Raw genomic sequence first — 14806 nt, 5'->3', positions numbered from 1 at the left:
GACAAGTGAGAGGGCTACGACCTATTGCGGCGTTGCGATTGCATCGGCTTTGCCGCAATACTTTCGCGTGTATTGTACCAATCGTTAAACCCCGGCGCGATATGCCGTCGAGGTGTTGATGAAAGATCCGACCATGCGACCCTCGCGACGCGAATTCGTGAAGTGGCTGTCGGCGGGCGGCATTTCGGTCAGCCTGTCGCATCTGGCGCTCGCGAAGGAGCCGGCTTTCACGAGCCGCGAGACACTGCCCGGGCGCGGCCATTTCAATCCGGCGGCCAAGGGCGCAGGCCGTGTCGACGGGGTGGCGAAGGTCACCGGCGCAAAACTCTACGCCTCCGATTTTCGTGCCGCCGACATGCCGGGCTGGCCTGCGACCACCTCGCACGCCATCCTGGTCCGCGCCAATGATGCCACGCATGTCTATGCCGGCATGGACCTCGCCCGCCTCGACGGTCCGGCGAAGCCGTCCGTTGTCGTCACCGCAGCCGATCTTGACCGGATCGGCGCGCGGGTGCCGGATTTCTACACCGGTGACCTGTTCTGCCCGATCGGCAAGACGCCGATCTATCTGGGACAGCCGGTCGCGCTGTTGATCTTCGAGCAGTTCGACGCCTTCGATCGGGCGCGCCTCGCGCTGCGCGATGTCGGCTTCGTCAAATTCGGCGACGAGACCGGCCCGGTCACCCTGCCGAACTTTGGCGCCTATCGCTTCACGCGGGTGGCCGGCGCCACGCCCGACGCGCCCGACGTCTACTCGCCAATCCTGGCCGGCTGGGTTTCGCCGAGCCGCATCCAGAATGCGGCGCTGCCGGTCTGGCTGCCGCTCGCCAAGGAGACCAAGGCCGACTACGCCAAGGCCGCCACCTATGGCGAGCAGATCCGCGCCCAGCTCGACAAGGATGATCCGTCACAGCTCGTGCTCGACCGCGAGTTCGAGACCCAGTCGGTCGATCCGATGTTCCTCGAGCCGGAGAGCGGGCTCGCCTGGTGCAGCGACAACAGGGAAACGCTCGAACTGGTGCTCGGCGTGCAGTCGCCCTATGAGGCGACCGAGTCGATCGCCTTCATGCTGGGAAAGGCCCGTTCCCCGTTCAGGCCCTCGCACATCAACGCGCAGTTCGCCCATGTCGGCGGCGGCTTCGGCGGCCGCGACCACACCCCGTTCGTGCTTTACGTCGCGCTGGCGGCGATGTTCTTCCCGGGACGGCCGGTGCGGCTCGCGCACGACCGCTACCAGCAATTCCAGGGCGGCATCAAACGCCACCCGATCAAGATGCGCTCGCGGATCGGCATCGATCGCGCGAGCGGCAAGATCACGGCGTTCGCCGCCGACCATGTGCTCGACGGCGGCGGGCTCGCCAACTTCTCCGCCAATGTCGCAACCGTCGCTGCGACCGCAGCGATCGGCATCTACGACGTCCCGAAGGTCGACGTCACCACCGTGGCGCTGCATTCACGCGGCGTGACCGCAGGCTCGATGCGCGGCTACGGCACGCTGCAGACCATGACCGCGCTCGAAGTGCTGATCGACGAGGTCGCGAGCGAGCTCAAGGTCGATCCGATCGCATTCCGCCGCAACAATGCGCTGAAACAGAACGGCCGGACCATGACCGGCAATCCCTACATCGTGTCGGTGCGCACGCCCGAAATGCTCGACAAGCTCGAGACGCATCCGATCTGGCAGCAGCGCGCCGCGTTCAAGCAGAACGCCCCGGAGGGACGGCTGGTCGGCACCGGCGTCGCCTGCGTCACCAAGGATTACGGCGCGGGCGCGGATTGCTCGCTCGGCCGGGTCGAGATCGATCCCGACGGACGGATCGCGATCCACTGCGATCATGTCGAGATGGGCAACGGCATCGGTACCGCACTTGCGAACCGGGTCGCGATCCATCTCGGCGCCGTCGCCGACGAAGTCGCCGTCTCCCGGGTCGACAGCTACGACGCGCTCGGGCTCGTCACCTCGGGCGATCCCTACACGATGGATCAGAAGACCCAGGACCTCGCCGAGAAGAACCCGCGCTGGGTGCCCGCGATCAGCTCGGCAACGAGTGCCTCGATCGGCGCCCATGTCGGCACGCATTCGGCGGCCGAGGCGGCGCGCGTCATCTTCCGCTTCGGCCTGTGGCCGGCAGCGCTCGAGCTCTGGCACATCGGCAAGGCCGATCCGCGCGCGCGGCAGTGGGACAAGGCACGCTGGCAGGACGGGCAACTGGTGCTCGACGATCTCGCACCGCTGCCATTGTCGCAGCTTGCGGCAACCGCGCATAAGCGCGGCTTCGTCACCGGCGCGGTAGCGCACAGCTTCTCGCGCTGGGCCTGGTCGCGCGCACGTTTCCCCTTGTTCGGCGAGCAATACCGCGCCGAGATCGATGCGCTGGCGATCCGCCGTGGCCGCGGCAGGTTCGAGCGGATCGACCGCGTCAGCGTGAAGTTTCCGCCAACCGACAACAACCGGATCGGCACTGCCTACACCTCGATGTGCGGCACGCTGGTCCGCGTCGAGATCGAGCGCGCGACCGGCATCCTGCGCATTGCCAAGGCCTATAGCGTGTTCGAATGCGGCCAGGCGCTGGTGCCCGAAGTCGTGCTCGGCCAGTCCCATGGCGGGTTCGCGATGGGCGTCGGCTACGCGCTGCTCGAGACCCTGCCGCCGTTCGAAGGCGGCCCCGGCAACGGGCAGTGGAATCTCGGCCAGTACCTGATCGCGCGCGGCTCCGACCTGCCGCTGCACGACCTAGAGATCGAGATGTTACCGCCGCTGACGCCGGACGAAGCGCCCAAGGGCATGGCCGAGGTGGTGATGATCCCGATCGTGCCGGCGCTGCTCAACGCCATCAACGATGCCACCGGCCATCGCTTCCGCTCACTCCCGGTGACATCAGCCCTGCTCAAGGGAGCGCTTGCGTGACGACGCTCAACCTCACCATCAACGGCCACAAGCACGGCCCGATCGAGGTCCGTGACGACCTCTCGATGAACGACTTCCTGCGCGAAATGCTTGGGATGACCGGCACCAAGTTCGGCTGCGGCGCCGCGCAATGCCTGAGCTGCGCCGTCATCATCGATAATCCCGACGGCACCAGCTACACCAGCCCGACCTGCGTGGTGCCGGCAGCGAATTTCGACGGCATGGCGATCCGCACCGTCGAGGGCCACGCCAAAGACGGCGAACTCTCGGCGTTGCAGCGCGCCTTCATCGACCACTTCGCGTTCCAGTGCGGCTATTGCACCGCCGGCTTCCTCAATGAGGGCCAGGTGCTGCTTGAACGGCTGGCAAAAACGCCGGTCGCGCGCGACCAGCTCGAGACCGTGATTGCGGATGCGCTCGACGGCCATCTGTGCCGCTGCACCGGCTACATCAAATATCACCAGGCGGCGCGCGATGTGATCCTCGCCGATTCCAGCCGCTATCTGACCGCCAACAAATGAGCGCGCGAGCGATGCCATCGGAAACGCGGTTTCGGATCATTGCAGTGCTGACAGCAGTCGCGACCAGCCTGTGCGCAGGATACGCGGCGTCGGAGAGCGCGAGCCAAGCCCTCGCCTCGCCGGAAAGCTTTGCCGGAATCGAGAACGTCGAACAGCGCTCTGCGGCGATCTTCACCGAGCTCGGCAAGGTGCTGACCCATCCCCGCTGCACCAATTGCCACCCCGCAGGCGACAACCCGCGGCAAGGCGATATCAGCCGCATGCACCAGCCGCCCGTCACGCGCGGTATCGACGGCCACGGCGTTGCGACGATGCGCTGCTCGATTTGCCACCAGCACGCCAATTTCGATCCCGGCCGCGTGCCCGGGCATCCTGAATGGCATCTCGCGCCGCACGAGATGGCCTGGGCCGGCAAGACCGTCGGCGAGATCTGCGCCCAGATCCGCGACCCCGCGCGCAACGGCGGCCGCAAGGTCGAGGACCTGGTCGAGCATATCGGCAAGGACACGCTGGTAGGCTGGGCCTGGCATCCCGGCTTCGGCCGCTCGCCGGCACCCGGCACGCAGGCGCAGGCCGGCGCGCTGGTCGAGGCCTGGGTGAAAACCGGCGCGGCCTGCCCGCCCTAGCGCACTGAATCAGTGGCGCTTGAAGTACTGCACGTCGCGCTCGTGCTTCTCGGCGGCCGCGCGCGACTTGAAGGTGCCGAGATTGCGGCGCTTGCCGGTCTTCGGATTGACCTTGCGGGAATACAGCCGGTACTCGCCGGAACGCAGCTTGCGGATCATGAGGTCGCCTCGCCAATGCGTTTCGCATATCAACGAGACGCAGGCGCTGACGTTCCTGTTTGATTAGAAGCAGAGATTGGTCACGGCGTTGCCGCGCTTGTCCTTGATGACATAGGGACAGCGCGCGCGCTCAAGTGCCTTCTTGGCGTCCTCGTCGCCGAGCGCGGCTGCCCGTTCATAATAGGCTTTTGCCGCATCGCCATCCTTCGGCCCGCCGCGGCCGGCCTGCGCGAAGGCGCCCATCCGCTCCAGCGCGCCCGGATGGTTCTGCGCGGCAGCCTTCTCGAACAACGCGCGCGCGCCGGCATCATCCTGCGCACCGCCCTTGCCGTCAGCCAGCATCATGCCGAGCTGATACTGCGCCTCGGCATTGGTCTCGGCGGACTTTGCGAGCAATTCGCGCGCGCGTGCGGGGTCGGACGCCGGACCACCGCCGCCGAGCGCCGCAAGATTGCTGACGCCGCGCGCGTTGCCGGCCTGCGCCGCACGCTCGAACAATTTGCGCGCCTGCGCCTCGTCTTTGGCGACGCCGGTGCCGTTGCCGTAGAGCACGCCGAGCTCGACCATCGCCGATGTCGAGCCCTTGTCGGCGGCCTTGCGCCAGGCGCTTGCGGCTTCCGCCGTCTGCCGGTTGGCGGCGTAGGCGCGGCCGAGCTCGTACATCGCGCGGCGCGACGATTTTGCCGCCACCGCGCAATACTTGATCGCGGTCGCGACATCGGCCGATGCGATGTCGCCCACGCCCTTCACGTCGGCCGGCTTGTCGGGATCAGAGGGATCGGCGGCGAGCCGGTCGCACAGCACGAGGTCGGCCGATTGCGCACGAGCAAGCACCGGCGCTGCCAGCGCCGCGGCAACAAGAATGGCTTGGAGCGGTTTGAACATGATCAGCAGGTTGCGTCGCGGTGCAGGCAAATTCAAGGCTCGAGTCCGGTCTCGCGCAGTACCGGCGCGACATCGGCCGAGGACAGGTAGCGCAGCAGATGATCGGCCGCCTCCGTGCGCTCCGACGTCGTCATGCGGCCCGCGGAGAACACCGCCGGCGTCTGCAAGCCCAGGGGAATTGGCCCGACGACCTCGATACCGTCGACCTGCTTCAACTCGCTGATCTGCTGGATCGCAAGATCGGCTTCACCGGTGACAAGCCTTTCCGCGGTGAAGCCCATCGGAATGATCACCGCCCGCGCGTTGGTCGCCTCCGCAATGCCGAGACGCGCGATCAGCTGCGCGAACAGGATGCCGCTGGCACCGAGCCGCGAATAGGCCACGGCCCGCGCGCCGAGTAGAGCCGCACGCAGCGCGGCTTCGGTCGCGATGTCGGGATGAACGGCACCCGCCTTCACTGCGACGCCGACATAGGAGCGCGCGAGATCGACCGCACTGTCCCGCGCAACGCGGCGCTCGCCGATCATCTCGGCGAGGCCTTCACGGGTCAGGATCACGAGATCGGCACCCTCGCCGCCGCGCAGGCGTTCGAGCAGCGCCAGGGTCGGCGCGAAATCGGCATCAATCCGCACGCCGCTCGCCGCCAGATAAGCTTCGGCAAGGCGCGCGACCGCGCCCTTCAGTGCCAATGTCGAGAGCACGCGAACCGAACTGCTCATGTCGCTTAGGCCCGCCGCATCAGCTTGAGTGCGGCGGTGAGGCGCAGGCTGCGCTTGCCCGCAAGCGCGGTCGCCTCCAGCACGGCGCTCTCCGCGTCGCAGGTGCCGGCAAAGCCGATCCCGACCTCATGGCCACCGAAGATCGGGTTCTCGCCCATCGCCGAGGTGTGTTCCTGATTGAGGATCTGGCCCTTCCAGCGGCCTTTCTCTGACGTGTAGGTGCCGAGATAGTAGAAGAACGCATCGCCACCGAGGATGCGGCCGTTGTTCAGCAGCATCACACCCGTCAGGCTGCCACCGACCCCATCGAGCAGCTGGATGTGGATCGAATAGAGGCCGTTGACGATACCGCCCTCGCCAACCCCGCCGGCGATCGGGACTTCGTCTCCCGTGATCGGCGTCATCACCGACTGGAACGGCACGCCGGGCAATTCCCTCAGCTCGCCCTTGAAGCGGTAGAGATCGCCGTCTGGCCAGCCCTTGGCGAGCAGCGTCGCGTCGTCGGTACCGGCCATCGCGCGGTAGTTCAGGTCGGGGTTGTGGCGGACGGTCTGAATCTCGACCGCGACGTCGTCGCCATCCTTCTCGTAGGTGCCGATATGGGCGAACGCCGAGTTGCCGCCGAGCATCTTGCCGTCGCCGGCATACATCACGCCGCGGCCGACGGTGCCGCCCAGCTCGAACCGGACCTTGTAAAACCCCTCAAACAAGCGCCGTGTCCCCGGCAGCCAAGATACAAGCGTTGTCTAGCGCGGTTCATAACGCAGCGAAACCGCTTTCGGCGGAGCGCCGCCCGCAAAGACTGTCGTTAAAGTGCAAAGGTCCGCCAAGGCAGTCGCCCTGGCGGACCCTATTACAGTACCGGATGGCTCCATCCGGCTCCGATCGTTACTTAAGCCGCAGCCATATTAAGCCGCAGCCTTGGCGCCGGTCGGCACTTCGGAGATCGTCTTCAGGATCTGCGAAGCGATCTGGTAGGGGTCGCCTTGGGAGTTCGGGCGGCGGTCTTCCAGATAGCCCTTGTAGCCATTGTTGACGAAGGAGTGCGGCACGCGGATCGAGGCACCACGATCAGCCACGCCGTAGCTGAACTTGTTCCACGGCGCGGTCTCGTGCTTGCCGGTCAAGCGCTTGTCGTTGTCCGGGCCGTAGACCGCGATATGGTCCATCAGGTTCTTGTCGAAGGCCTTCATCAGGCTTTCGAAATATTCCTTGCCGCCGACTTCGCGCATGTACTTGGTCGAGAAGTTGGCGTGCATGCCCGAGCCGTTCCAGTCGGTGTCGCCCAGCGGCTTGCAGTGGAATTCGATGTCGATGCCGTAGCTCTCGGTGAGGCGCAGCATCAGATAGCGAGCCATCCACATCTGGTCAGCGGCGGTCTTGGAGCCCTTGCCGAAGATCTGGAATTCCCACTGGCCCTTGGCCACTTCGGCGTTGATGCCTTCGTGGTTGATGCCGGCGGCGAGACAGAGATTGAGGTGCTCTTCCACGATCTTGCGGGCGACGCTGCCGACGTTCGAATAGCCGACGCCGGTATAGTACGGGCCCTGCGGCGCGGGATAACCGGCTTCCGGGAAGCCGAGCGGACGGCCGTCCTTGTAGAAGAAGTACTCCTGCTCGAAGCCGAACCAGGCGCCCTCGTCGTCCAGCACGGTGGCGCGCTTGTTCGAGACATGCGGCGTCTTGCCGTCGGGCATCATGACTTCGCACATCACCAGCACGCCGTTCTCGCGCGCGGCGTCGGGATAGCAGGCGACCGGCTTCAGCACGCAGTCAGAGCTGTGGCCTTCAGCCTGCTGGGTGGACGAACCGTCAAAGCCCCACAGCGGGAGCTGTTCGAGGGTCGGGAACGACGCGAATTCCTTGATCTGCGTCTTACCGCGCAGGCTCGGCGTCGGCGTATATCCGTCGAGCCAGATATACTCGAGCTTGTACTTGGTCATTGAACCTCTCTGTTGATGATGCAAAACCGTGCGGAACCGAAAGCCAGTCGGCCGCCGCACGCGTACCCGGCCACCATCGGCCGGCTCTTACTAAGCAATTAAAATGCCAGTCGCTGCACTGCGGCACCCGCCGGGCCGGGGATGTCCACAGCGGACATCGCATTTTTAGCTGCGACATAGCAGCGCGGCTGGCATGCGCTGCGGTCAGCCAAAATCTTCTCTCGGCCCGCTCCGCCGCCCGTTTCTGCAGCAAATTCGGCTACGGCATCAGCACTCGATTAATGCGGCGGCAGCCCTATGTGACAGTTTGCGTCCAAACGTCGGTCGCCCGGCAGCCATGGCCCCGGCCCAAGTGTTGGTCAGCTGCATCCTGCCTCGCAGGATGCAAACCGGGATTTGCACACGAATTAGACAGAGTCCGACTATTTGTTAGTCAGCTTGCGCCCTGTCGGGCCCGGACCGATATCAAAGTGACGGTAACCACACGCGAATGAGTCGGGCGCACCATGGAGGCTCGCTCCGGCCAAAGGAGACTTTGACATGATCACCACGGGCCAAAATCAGGGATCGGCAACGATCTATCAATTCCCGGCTGGGGGCCGCGCGGCTCTCGGCGGACGCCGCTACGGCGAAATGCGACCGGCGCGCGATCTTGCCGCTGAGGTCGAGACCTCGGCATGCAGCGAGAGCTGGTACCACCAGGCGGCGATCGAGGACGCCAAGCCGAGCCGCGATCACTGATGTCGATCCGGCAGAGACGCGTGACGCAAAAACGTCAGACGGCATCAGGGCAGTAGGAAAGGGTCGGAACACAGCGTTTCGGCCCTTTTTTCATGCCACCAGTTCGCAGGCCGTCACCGGCCGCTTCGCATGCCGAAGCCTGGTAAGTCCGGCGCGAGTGATCTCGAGCGTGACACCGCCGCCTCTGTAGCGCGCGCCCGACAGCGACAGCCGCTTGGTCAGCGTCACCGCCTTGCCGTCGAGTTGCAGATGCGCGCGGTTATCGCCGTTGAAGAACGCCGCGATGAACTGTGTGCCGTCGGCACAGCGATAATTCCGGAAGGCGGATTGCGCCGATGCCGCCGAGAAACTCCAAACCTCGACAAGAATCGCGCCGATGAGAATGGCGCCCCCGCGATAAGTCATATTCTCCCCCCGAGAGGCCGGTTATAGACCTGTCTGCGCCGATACTCCTGCGCCAAGACCTCACAAGCTGCAACAGGCCCGCCGATGTCAGAAGCCCCTGCCCGTCACCTCAATCTCGCCGGCGCCAGCAATTTCCGCGACCTCGGCGGTTACCAGACGCGTGACGGCCGGACGGTGCGCTGGCGGCAGATCTTCCGCTCCAATCATCTTGCGCATCTCACCGAGCAGGACGTTGCCGTGGTGCGCTCCCTCGGGGTCAAAAGCGCGTTCGATTTTCGCGGCGTCGCCGAGCGCGCCGAGGCGCTGTGCGGCATGACCGACGTCACCGTGCATTCGCTCCCCGTCGAGCCGACGGTGGTGGCTTCACTGCGCGAGATCGCAAGCAACCGTGAATTATCCGAAGCCGATGCGATCGATGTGATGCGGGATTCCTACCGCGGCTACGTTCAGGACAACACGGCGCGCTACCGCACGCTGTTTGCCCATCTGCTCGAGGACCATGCGCCGTTGGTAATCCACTGCACCGCAGGCAAGGATCGCACCGGCTTTGCCTGCGCGCTGATCCTGCACGCGCTCGGCGTGTCCGGTGAGGTGATCGCGGACGATTATCTCCTGACCAATCAGTTCTACAAGCGCGATCCGGCCCACAGCACCGAGCTGCCCGACGACGTCAAGCAGGTGCTCGGCACCGTGCGCGCAGCATTTCTGGAGGCTTCGTTCGAGGCGATCGATGCCGACTACGGCAGTCTCGACGGTTATTTCCGCGAAGGCCTCGGGCTCGGCCAGGCCGAGCGCAAGGCGCTTGAAGGTCGCTATCTGCAGGCCTGATCAGTTCTCTTGATCAGCTCGCTGATCAGTTCACTCGGCTCAGGCCGCGGCGGCCTCGAGCTCGAGCTCCGCATCGAGGTCGGCAATCACGTCCTCGAATGCCGAGATCGCCTGCTGGATCGCTGCGATCTGCATCAATTCCCAGCTGCCCACTGGTCCGTTACGGTTTTGCAGCGCCACCACAAGATCGCGCCGCTGCTCCTTAAGCTGAACGAGCGGTAAACCGTGGTCCGGAAGATATCCCATCGAAAACCCCTACCTTGGCTGGAGTTCCGCTTCTACGAGAAGGGTTCTGCAAACGACTTACGGAACTGCTGCAAATTTTATCCAACCGGCCCATTACCGTAGTCTTACGTAGTCCGGCTCACGTGATCGCCTCCGGCTTCAAGGCGTCGTCGATCGCGCCGAACAGCGCCTGCGTCACGCAACCTGTCGCCCATTCGCTGGTGTGAAGCTGCCCGCCATCGTCGAGTTCAGCGAGCGGAATCCCGTCATCGACCCAGCGCTTCATCAGCGCGAAGCGGCTGAACAGGTTGACCCGCTTGCTGGTCGTGACGTCCGCAATCATAGGCATGATGATGTTCGCGAGATTGAGCGCGGCTTGCGTTCCGACGATCGCCTGCGTGTACTGAGAGTCCATCACAACGACGTCGAGCGGCAGCGCGGCGAGCACGTCGAGCCCTGCCTCCAGCGTGGCGCGCACCTCGGCGGGATTGTAGCTCTTGTAGACCGCGTTGGTCCCGACCTGCCAGATCACCAGCACCGGCGCCTCAGCCGTCACGTCGGACTCGATGCGCGAATATTCCTCCGGCGCCTCCTGGCCACCGATCCCGCGATTGATCACGTCGATCATCCGGCCGAAGAAGCGTTGCCGCAGCAGCATCTCGAGCCGCGGCGGAAATGGCAGAATGTTGTCGGCGCCCGCCGTCGACGACGATCCGAGCGCCACCACCTTGATCTTGCGCTGATGCCGGAGCGCCTCTGCAAAGTGCGGCAACGGATGTCCGAACTTGACGAGTTCGAGATGGGTTTCGCACGGCCTGGAAGTCGGCATCGCAAACATCCTTGACGCGAATGAACTGATGAATGCGCGCAGTAGGAGGTGAAATCAGCGGCATTGCAAATGAAATCCGCCCGATCATAGTGAGCACCCTGCCTGCCTACGAGTACGGAGACCGCCATGAACGGAAAAGCCATCGTCATCACCGGCGCGCTCGGCGCGCTCGGCAAAGTGGTCACCGAACAGGCGCTGGCGCGCGGTGCGCGCGTCGCCGGTATCGACCATGCCGCCTCGCAGCTTGCGGCGACGGCCGACCGCATCGAGCTTGGCGGCGTCGACCTCACCGACACGGCGCAGGCGAAGGCTGCGATCGACAAGGCGGCAGCGCATTTCGGCCGGCTCGACGGGCTGATCAACATCGCCGGCGGTTTTACCTTCGAAGCCGTGAGCGACGGCGATCCCACAACGTGGCAGCGCATGTATGCGATGAATGTGATGACCGCCTTCAACACGTCGCGCGCGGCCATCCCGCATCTGATCAAGTCCGGCGCCGGACGGATCATCAATATCGGTGCGCTGGGCGCCTTGCAGGCCGCATCCGGCATGGGCCCCTATGCCGCCTCGAAGGCCGGCGTGCACCGCCTCACTGAGTCGCTCGCTGCGGAACTCAAAGGCAAGGTAACGGTCAACGCCGTGCTGCCCTCGATCATCGATACGGCAGCCAATCGCGCCGCGATGCCGAAAGCCGATATCTCCAAATGGGTGACGCCGAAGGAACTCGCCGAGGTGATCCTGTTCCTCGCGAGCGACGCCGCAAGCGCCGTCACCGGCGCGCTGCTGCCGGTGAACGGGCGGGTCTAGTCCGCAACCAGCAACCGCAGCTTCGACTTGAAGCGGATGCTCTGCTTGCCGGCGAGCGCCATGCCGTCGCCCTCGGCGGTCTGATCGGTGTAGGTGCCGGTAAATCCGATCGTCACCACCTTGCGCTCCCACACCGGGCGCTCGCCATAGGTCGGCGAGTGCTCCTCGTTGGTGACCTCGCCCTTCCACTTGCCGTCGGCCGCGGTGTAGCTGCCATGGGCGAAGAAGAACGAGTCGCCGCCGCGCATCTGGCCGTCACGCAGCACCATGACACCCTGGTTGCCGCCCGAGACGCCGTCGAGAAATTCGATGGTGATGTGATAGAGCCCGTTCCGGATCATGAAATGGTCGCGCCGTTGTCCCCGCCTCACAATAGCCGCTCAGGCGCGCTGTGAGCAAATTCCGTCCACGTCGGCAGCGGTCGATCCGGCTATGCTGCTGCGAATCGAGTCGCGGCCGGAACGGCCGCCGGAGCCCTCGCCGTTGGAAACCGCGCTTTACCTGCCCGTCAAACGCTTCCTCGAAAAGCTCGGCTTCGCGGTGAAGGGCGAGATCGGCGGCTGCGACCTCGTGGCATTGAGCGGCGACGACCCACCCGTTGTCGTGATCGGTGAACTGAAGCTCGCCTTCAATCTCGAACTGATCCTGCAGGCGGTTGATCGCGCCGCCGCCGCCGACGAGGTGTGGATCGCGGCCAAGGTGTCGGCCCGCGGCAAGGGCCGCGAGAGCGACGCGCGCTATCGCAATCTGTGCCGGCGGCTCGGCTTCGGCATGCTCGGCGTCACCGATCGCGGCGACGTCGAGGTGCTGGTGTCGCCGCCGACCACGGCTATCAGGCGCAATCCGAAGAAGCGCTCCCGCCTGATCACCGAGCACCGCAAGCGCAAGGGCGATCCCGCCATGGGCGGATCGACGCGCGCGCCGATCATGACCGCCTACCGCCAGCAGGCGCTTGCCTGTGCCTGTGCACTCTCGGACGGGCCACGGCGGGTTCGCGACCTGCGGGCCGACATTCCAGACGCCGGCAAGATCCTGCTGCATAATGTCTATGGCTGGTTCGATCGTGCCGAGCGCGGCATCTATGTGCTGACCGATGCCGGCCGCGCCGCGCTGAAGCGCTGGCCGCAACAGCCGATGAGTGCATCAGGGGCCGAAGCCGCCCCGTAACAAACTGGGGGAGATCATGATCGTCGTCACCGGCAGCGTCACCGCCCGCCCCGACAGCTTCGACGAAGTGCGACGGCTGAGCCTCGAGCATGTCCATCGCTCGCGCACCGAGCCCGGCTGCATCTCGCACGCGGTCCACGTCGACTGCGAGAATCCGCTCCGGCTGGTGTTTTTCGAGCAATGGGCCGACCGCGGCGCGCTGGCGGCGCATTTCGCAGTCCCTGCGTCACGTGATTTCGTGCGGTCCCTGCAATCTCTTGCCGCAGCAGCGACCACGATCGAACTTTATGACGCTCACAAGATTGAGAGACTCTAGCTGCATGGCTGGATTGCCATCTCACATTCATATTGCAATGCAACATTGGGCACCTTACGTATCTCCCGCGATTCAAGGATGAGGCGGCGATGAGCGGAGACTGGAACACCAAATACGGCACAAGGCGCGTGCGGCACGATCCGCCGACGCTTGAGGAGGCAATCTTCGCCGCCATCGGTATTACCGATGACGTGGAGGCCCAGGCCGAGATCGCGTCGTCCCTGATGGGACTGCCTTATGAGGAAGTCCTGGCCGAGGTGAAGAAGACCGCGCGCGTCAGCGCCCGCACCGGCACCGCAACCCGCGTGATCGCCGGCGAACAGGGCGCGCAGCGCTCGGTCGTGGTCGAGCGCCGCGTGGTCCGCCGCTTCGCGACCGACAAGCGCACCGGCACCTGAGCAGCGACATCCGTTTACTCAAAGAAAAAGGGCAATCCGCTGAGCGGATTGCCCTTTTTACGTTTGATCCGAGATCTCAGCTCAAGCCGCCCTGCCCCAGCCGGACATCTGCATCACCATGCGCCAATAGGCGCGGTTCATGTCGACGATCGCGCGCGCAGCTTCGACCGGTGTAACCGGGGCGAGTGCCGGCGCCGGTTCAGCCTGGTGCTGCTCGGTCAGGTCGATGCTGCCGGTGGACTCACCGTGGCGGAAGGTCAGCTGCGCACCGAACTTGGTGGCGAGCGCACGCATCGCGTCGTTCTGCGCGCCGGTGGTGATGCGCAGGTTGGTGTAGCCCTTGGCATGTGCCTCGGCGATCAGCTTGCGGAACAGCGTGCTGCCGACGCCCTTGCGCGCCGCACCGACCGCTCCACGCTGAAGGCGATCTCGGGCTGGGCATTCGGTGACTGCTCCGGCGGATGCAGTTCCGCCGCCCCGCGGACCACGCCATCCTCGAAATAAGCGATGATGACCGTCCCGTCGTTAGCGCAGCGCTCGGCATAACGGCGGATGAAGCTGTCGTCGATGAAGCCATGAAAACGATCATGACGGCTCGTACGATCCAGCCGCAGCAAATGATCGCGCAGCAGAGGTAGTTCCTCCTGCTGGCTCAACGTCCGCACGGTACCCTTGGCAGCCGTCGGACGGATGGAATCATAGTTCATTTCATAACTCCTCTTGGTAGCCCTCGAGGAGGCGTCGAGTCCCTAGCAGCTCTATATTGTGCGCCGCACAATATAATTCAAGTGTCTAGATTCATTTAAGTAAACAATGATGTGATCGATAAATCACATCATTGCCCCATCATAGTACCAATTGCGTTTGAGTGACCACCGCGACCAGCTTGCCGTCCTCGGTTTCCAGCCTGGTCTGCCAGACCTGGGTCCGCCGGCCCCGGTGCACCGGCGTCGCCGTCGCGATCACGGTGGTGCCCTCCTTAGCGCCGCCGATGAAGTTGGTCTTGCTCTCCAGCGTCGTGGTGCCCTTGGCGTCTTCAGGCAGGTTGATCACGGTGGCAGCGGCGCCGACCGAGTCCGCAAAGGCCATCACCGCGCCGCCGTGGATCGTGTTGCGGAGGGTGCAGAGGTCCGGCCGCACCAGCATTTTCGCGACCACGCGATCCTGGCCCGCCTCGGTGAAGGTGACGCCCTTAAGTTCCGCAAACGGCATCTTCATCGACTGGATCTTTTCGAGCGGCGTCATGGGCACTCCCTGCTTTGTGGCCTTCTTCGAGGTTTGGTGCCGGTATGATGGATTGCCCGATCGGGCCCGGCAATGACGTCCGAG

At 64.7% G+C, this 14806-nt stretch carries 19 protein-coding genes and 1 pseudogene; 9 read left to right on the top strand and 11 right to left on the bottom strand.

The window, feature by feature from the left end; all coding sequences use genetic code 11:
• Positions 1 to 133: 133 nt before the first annotated feature.
• The 3 genes from H8A95_RS17725 to H8A95_RS17715 are packed head-to-tail and all read left to right on the top strand — an operon-like array spanning position 134 to position 4055.
• Positions 134 to 2908, top strand: a complete 2775-nt coding sequence (locus H8A95_RS17725) for a xanthine dehydrogenase family protein molybdopterin-binding subunit (protein WP_229184295.1) — start codon at positions 134 to 136, stop codon at positions 2906 to 2908.
• Positions 2905 to 3429 (top strand): (2Fe-2S)-binding protein, encoded by a 525-nt coding sequence (locus H8A95_RS17720; protein WP_229184276.1) that lies wholly within the window; start codon positions 2905 to 2907, stop codon positions 3427 to 3429. Before H8A95_RS17725 ends, H8A95_RS17720 begins: the two co-directional genes overlap by 4 nt.
• 11 nt (positions 3430 to 3440) lie before the next feature.
• Positions 3441 to 4055: an Isoquinoline 1-oxidoreductase subunit gene (locus H8A95_RS17715; RefSeq protein WP_229184275.1), complete on the top strand. Its 615-nt coding sequence runs from the start codon at positions 3441 to 3443 to the stop codon at positions 4053 to 4055.
• A gap of 9 nt (positions 4056 to 4064) precedes the next feature.
• Here the strand turns inward: H8A95_RS17715 and H8A95_RS17710 are convergent, their stop codons facing one another.
• The 5 genes from H8A95_RS17710 to H8A95_RS17690 form a co-directional block, all read right to left on the bottom strand.
• Positions 4065 to 4214: a hypothetical protein gene (locus tag H8A95_RS17710; RefSeq protein ID WP_016843021.1), complete on the bottom strand. Its 150-nt coding sequence runs from the start codon at positions 4212 to 4214 to the stop codon at positions 4065 to 4067.
• 63 nt (positions 4215 to 4277) lie between these two features.
• A complete protein-coding gene (locus H8A95_RS17705; protein WP_229184274.1) occupies positions 4278 to 5099 on the bottom strand; it encodes a tetratricopeptide repeat protein in 822 nt (273 codons plus the stop codon).
• A 32-nt stretch (positions 5100 to 5131) separates the two neighbouring features.
• Positions 5132 to 5818 carry a substrate-binding domain-containing protein gene (locus H8A95_RS17700; protein ID WP_229184273.1) on the bottom strand — a complete coding sequence of 229 codons (687 nt, stop codon included), beginning with the start codon at positions 5816 to 5818 and terminating at the stop codon, positions 5132 to 5134.
• Between the two features lie 5 nt (positions 5819 to 5823).
• Positions 5824 to 6528, bottom strand: a complete 705-nt coding sequence (locus H8A95_RS17695; protein ID WP_229184272.1) for a hypothetical protein — start codon at positions 6526 to 6528, stop codon at positions 5824 to 5826.
• A 198-nt stretch (positions 6529 to 6726) separates the two neighbouring features.
• A complete protein-coding gene (locus H8A95_RS17690) occupies positions 6727 to 7761 on the bottom strand; it encodes a glutamine synthetase beta-grasp domain-containing protein (RefSeq protein ID WP_229184271.1) in 1035 nt (344 codons plus the stop codon).
• Between the two features lie 540 nt (positions 7762 to 8301).
• Between H8A95_RS17690 and H8A95_RS17685 the strand changes: the two genes are divergently transcribed.
• A complete protein-coding gene (locus H8A95_RS17685) occupies positions 8302 to 8502 on the top strand; it encodes a DUF2735 domain-containing protein (RefSeq protein WP_229184270.1) in 201 nt (66 codons plus the stop codon).
• 90 nt (positions 8503 to 8592) lie between these two features.
• Here H8A95_RS17685 and H8A95_RS17680 read toward each other — a convergent pair whose 3' ends face one another.
• Entirely contained in the window at positions 8593 to 8907 is a 315-nt protein-coding gene (locus H8A95_RS17680) for an MliC family protein (RefSeq protein ID WP_229184269.1), read from the bottom strand.
• Between the two features lie 84 nt (positions 8908 to 8991).
• Between H8A95_RS17680 and H8A95_RS17675 the strand changes: the two genes are divergently transcribed.
• Positions 8992 to 9735 carry a tyrosine-protein phosphatase gene (locus tag H8A95_RS17675; protein ID WP_229184268.1) on the top strand — a complete coding sequence of 248 codons (744 nt, stop codon included), beginning with the start codon at positions 8992 to 8994 and terminating at the stop codon, positions 9733 to 9735.
• A gap of 39 nt (positions 9736 to 9774) precedes the next feature.
• On the opposite strand, the gene H8A95_RS17670 is transcribed toward H8A95_RS17675, so the two are convergent.
• Together H8A95_RS17670 and H8A95_RS17665 are read right to left on the bottom strand one after the other, a co-directional pair.
• Complete coding sequence (locus tag H8A95_RS17670; RefSeq protein WP_163151108.1) at positions 9775 to 9981, bottom strand: hypothetical protein; 207 nt, start codon at positions 9979 to 9981, stop codon at positions 9775 to 9777.
• A gap of 118 nt (positions 9982 to 10099) precedes the next feature.
• On the bottom strand, positions 10100 to 10789 hold the full coding sequence (locus tag H8A95_RS17665) for an SGNH/GDSL hydrolase family protein (RefSeq protein WP_229184267.1): 690 nt from the start codon (positions 10787 to 10789) through the stop codon (positions 10100 to 10102).
• 126 nt (positions 10790 to 10915) lie between these two features.
• On the opposite strand from H8A95_RS17665, the gene fabG reads away from it, so the two are divergent.
• Positions 10916 to 11596, top strand: a complete 681-nt coding sequence (gene fabG, locus H8A95_RS17660; RefSeq protein WP_229184266.1) for a 3-oxoacyl-ACP reductase FabG — start codon at positions 10916 to 10918, stop codon at positions 11594 to 11596.
• On the opposite strand, the gene H8A95_RS17655 is transcribed toward fabG, so the two are convergent.
• Positions 11593 to 11937 carry a GrlR family regulatory protein gene (locus H8A95_RS17655; RefSeq protein WP_229184265.1) on the bottom strand — a complete coding sequence of 115 codons (345 nt, stop codon included), beginning with the start codon at positions 11935 to 11937 and terminating at the stop codon, positions 11593 to 11595. The genes fabG and H8A95_RS17655 overlap by 4 nt on opposite strands.
• A 142-nt stretch (positions 11938 to 12079) precedes the next feature.
• On the opposite strand from H8A95_RS17655, the gene H8A95_RS17650 reads away from it, so the two are divergent.
• The 3 genes from H8A95_RS17650 to H8A95_RS17640 all read left to right on the top strand — a co-directional run bounded on the left by H8A95_RS17650 (position 12080) and on the right by H8A95_RS17640 (position 13477).
• Positions 12080 to 12763, top strand: a complete 684-nt coding sequence (locus H8A95_RS17650; RefSeq protein ID WP_229184294.1) for a DUF2161 domain-containing phosphodiesterase — start codon at positions 12080 to 12082, stop codon at positions 12761 to 12763.
• Positions 12764 to 12779: 16 nt separating this feature from the next.
• Positions 12780 to 13079, top strand: a complete 300-nt coding sequence (locus tag H8A95_RS17645; protein ID WP_163151116.1) for a putative quinol monooxygenase — start codon at positions 12780 to 12782, stop codon at positions 13077 to 13079.
• A gap of 89 nt (positions 13080 to 13168) precedes the next feature.
• A complete protein-coding gene (locus H8A95_RS17640; protein ID WP_229184264.1) occupies positions 13169 to 13477 on the top strand; it encodes a hypothetical protein in 309 nt (102 codons plus the stop codon).
• Between the two features lie 81 nt (positions 13478 to 13558).
• On the opposite strand, the pseudogene H8A95_RS17635 reads toward H8A95_RS17640, so the two are convergent.
• Together H8A95_RS17635 and H8A95_RS17630 are read right to left on the bottom strand one after the other, a co-directional pair.
• A pseudogene (locus H8A95_RS17635) lies at positions 13559 to 14184 on the bottom strand (N-acetyltransferase family protein).
• A 139-nt stretch (positions 14185 to 14323) separates the two neighbouring features.
• Positions 14324 to 14722: a PaaI family thioesterase gene (locus H8A95_RS17630; RefSeq protein ID WP_092113549.1), complete on the bottom strand. Its 399-nt coding sequence runs from the start codon at positions 14720 to 14722 to the stop codon at positions 14324 to 14326.
• Between the last annotated feature and the right edge of the window lie 84 nt (positions 14723 to 14806).

The organism is Bradyrhizobium oropedii (genome assembly GCF_020889685.1).
GTDB lineage: Bacteria > Pseudomonadota > Alphaproteobacteria > Rhizobiales > Xanthobacteraceae > Bradyrhizobium > Bradyrhizobium oropedii.
This window is presented reverse-complemented; position numbering and strand designations above follow the sequence as displayed.

Excerpts from the sequence above, each read along its gene's own strand:
- H8A95_RS17725 (WP_229184295.1), top strand. The coding sequence starts at position 134 with ATGCGACCCTCGCGACGCGAATTCGTGAAGTGGCTGTCGGCGGGCGGC.
- H8A95_RS17715 (WP_229184275.1), top strand. The coding sequence starts at position 3,441 with ATGCCATCGGAAACGCGGTTTCGGATCATTGCAGTGCTGACAGCAGTC.
- H8A95_RS17710 (WP_016843021.1), bottom strand. The coding sequence starts at position 4,214 with ATGATCCGCAAGCTGCGTTCCGGCGAGTACCGGCTGTATTCCCGCAAG.
- H8A95_RS17705 (WP_229184274.1), bottom strand. The coding sequence starts at position 5,099 with ATGTTCAAACCGCTCCAAGCCATTCTTGTTGCCGCGGCGCTGGCAGCG.
- H8A95_RS17700 (WP_229184273.1), bottom strand. The coding sequence starts at position 5,818 with ATGAGCAGTTCGGTTCGCGTGCTCTCGACATTGGCACTGAAGGGCGCG.
- H8A95_RS17690 (WP_229184271.1), bottom strand. The coding sequence starts at position 7,761 with ATGACCAAGTACAAGCTCGAGTATATCTGGCTCGACGGATATACGCCG.
- H8A95_RS17685 (WP_229184270.1), top strand. The coding sequence starts at position 8,302 with ATGATCACCACGGGCCAAAATCAGGGATCGGCAACGATCTATCAATTC.
- H8A95_RS17680 (WP_229184269.1), bottom strand. The coding sequence starts at position 8,907 with ATGACTTATCGCGGGGGCGCCATTCTCATCGGCGCGATTCTTGTCGAG.
- H8A95_RS17675 (WP_229184268.1), top strand. The coding sequence starts at position 8,992 with ATGTCAGAAGCCCCTGCCCGTCACCTCAATCTCGCCGGCGCCAGCAAT.
- H8A95_RS17670 (WP_163151108.1), bottom strand. The coding sequence starts at position 9,981 with ATGGGATATCTTCCGGACCACGGTTTACCGCTCGTTCAGCTTAAGGAG.
- H8A95_RS17665 (WP_229184267.1), bottom strand. The coding sequence starts at position 10,789 with ATGCCGACTTCCAGGCCGTGCGAAACCCATCTCGAACTCGTCAAGTTC.
- fabG (WP_229184266.1), top strand. The coding sequence starts at position 10,916 with ATGAACGGAAAAGCCATCGTCATCACCGGCGCGCTCGGCGCGCTCGGC.
- H8A95_RS17655 (WP_229184265.1), bottom strand. The coding sequence starts at position 11,937 with ATGATCCGGAACGGGCTCTATCACATCACCATCGAATTTCTCGACGGC.
- H8A95_RS17645 (WP_163151116.1), top strand. The coding sequence starts at position 12,780 with ATGATCGTCGTCACCGGCAGCGTCACCGCCCGCCCCGACAGCTTCGAC.
- H8A95_RS17640 (WP_229184264.1), top strand. The coding sequence starts at position 13,169 with ATGAGCGGAGACTGGAACACCAAATACGGCACAAGGCGCGTGCGGCAC.
- H8A95_RS17630 (WP_092113549.1), bottom strand. The coding sequence starts at position 14,722 with ATGACGCCGCTCGAAAAGATCCAGTCGATGAAGATGCCGTTTGCGGAA.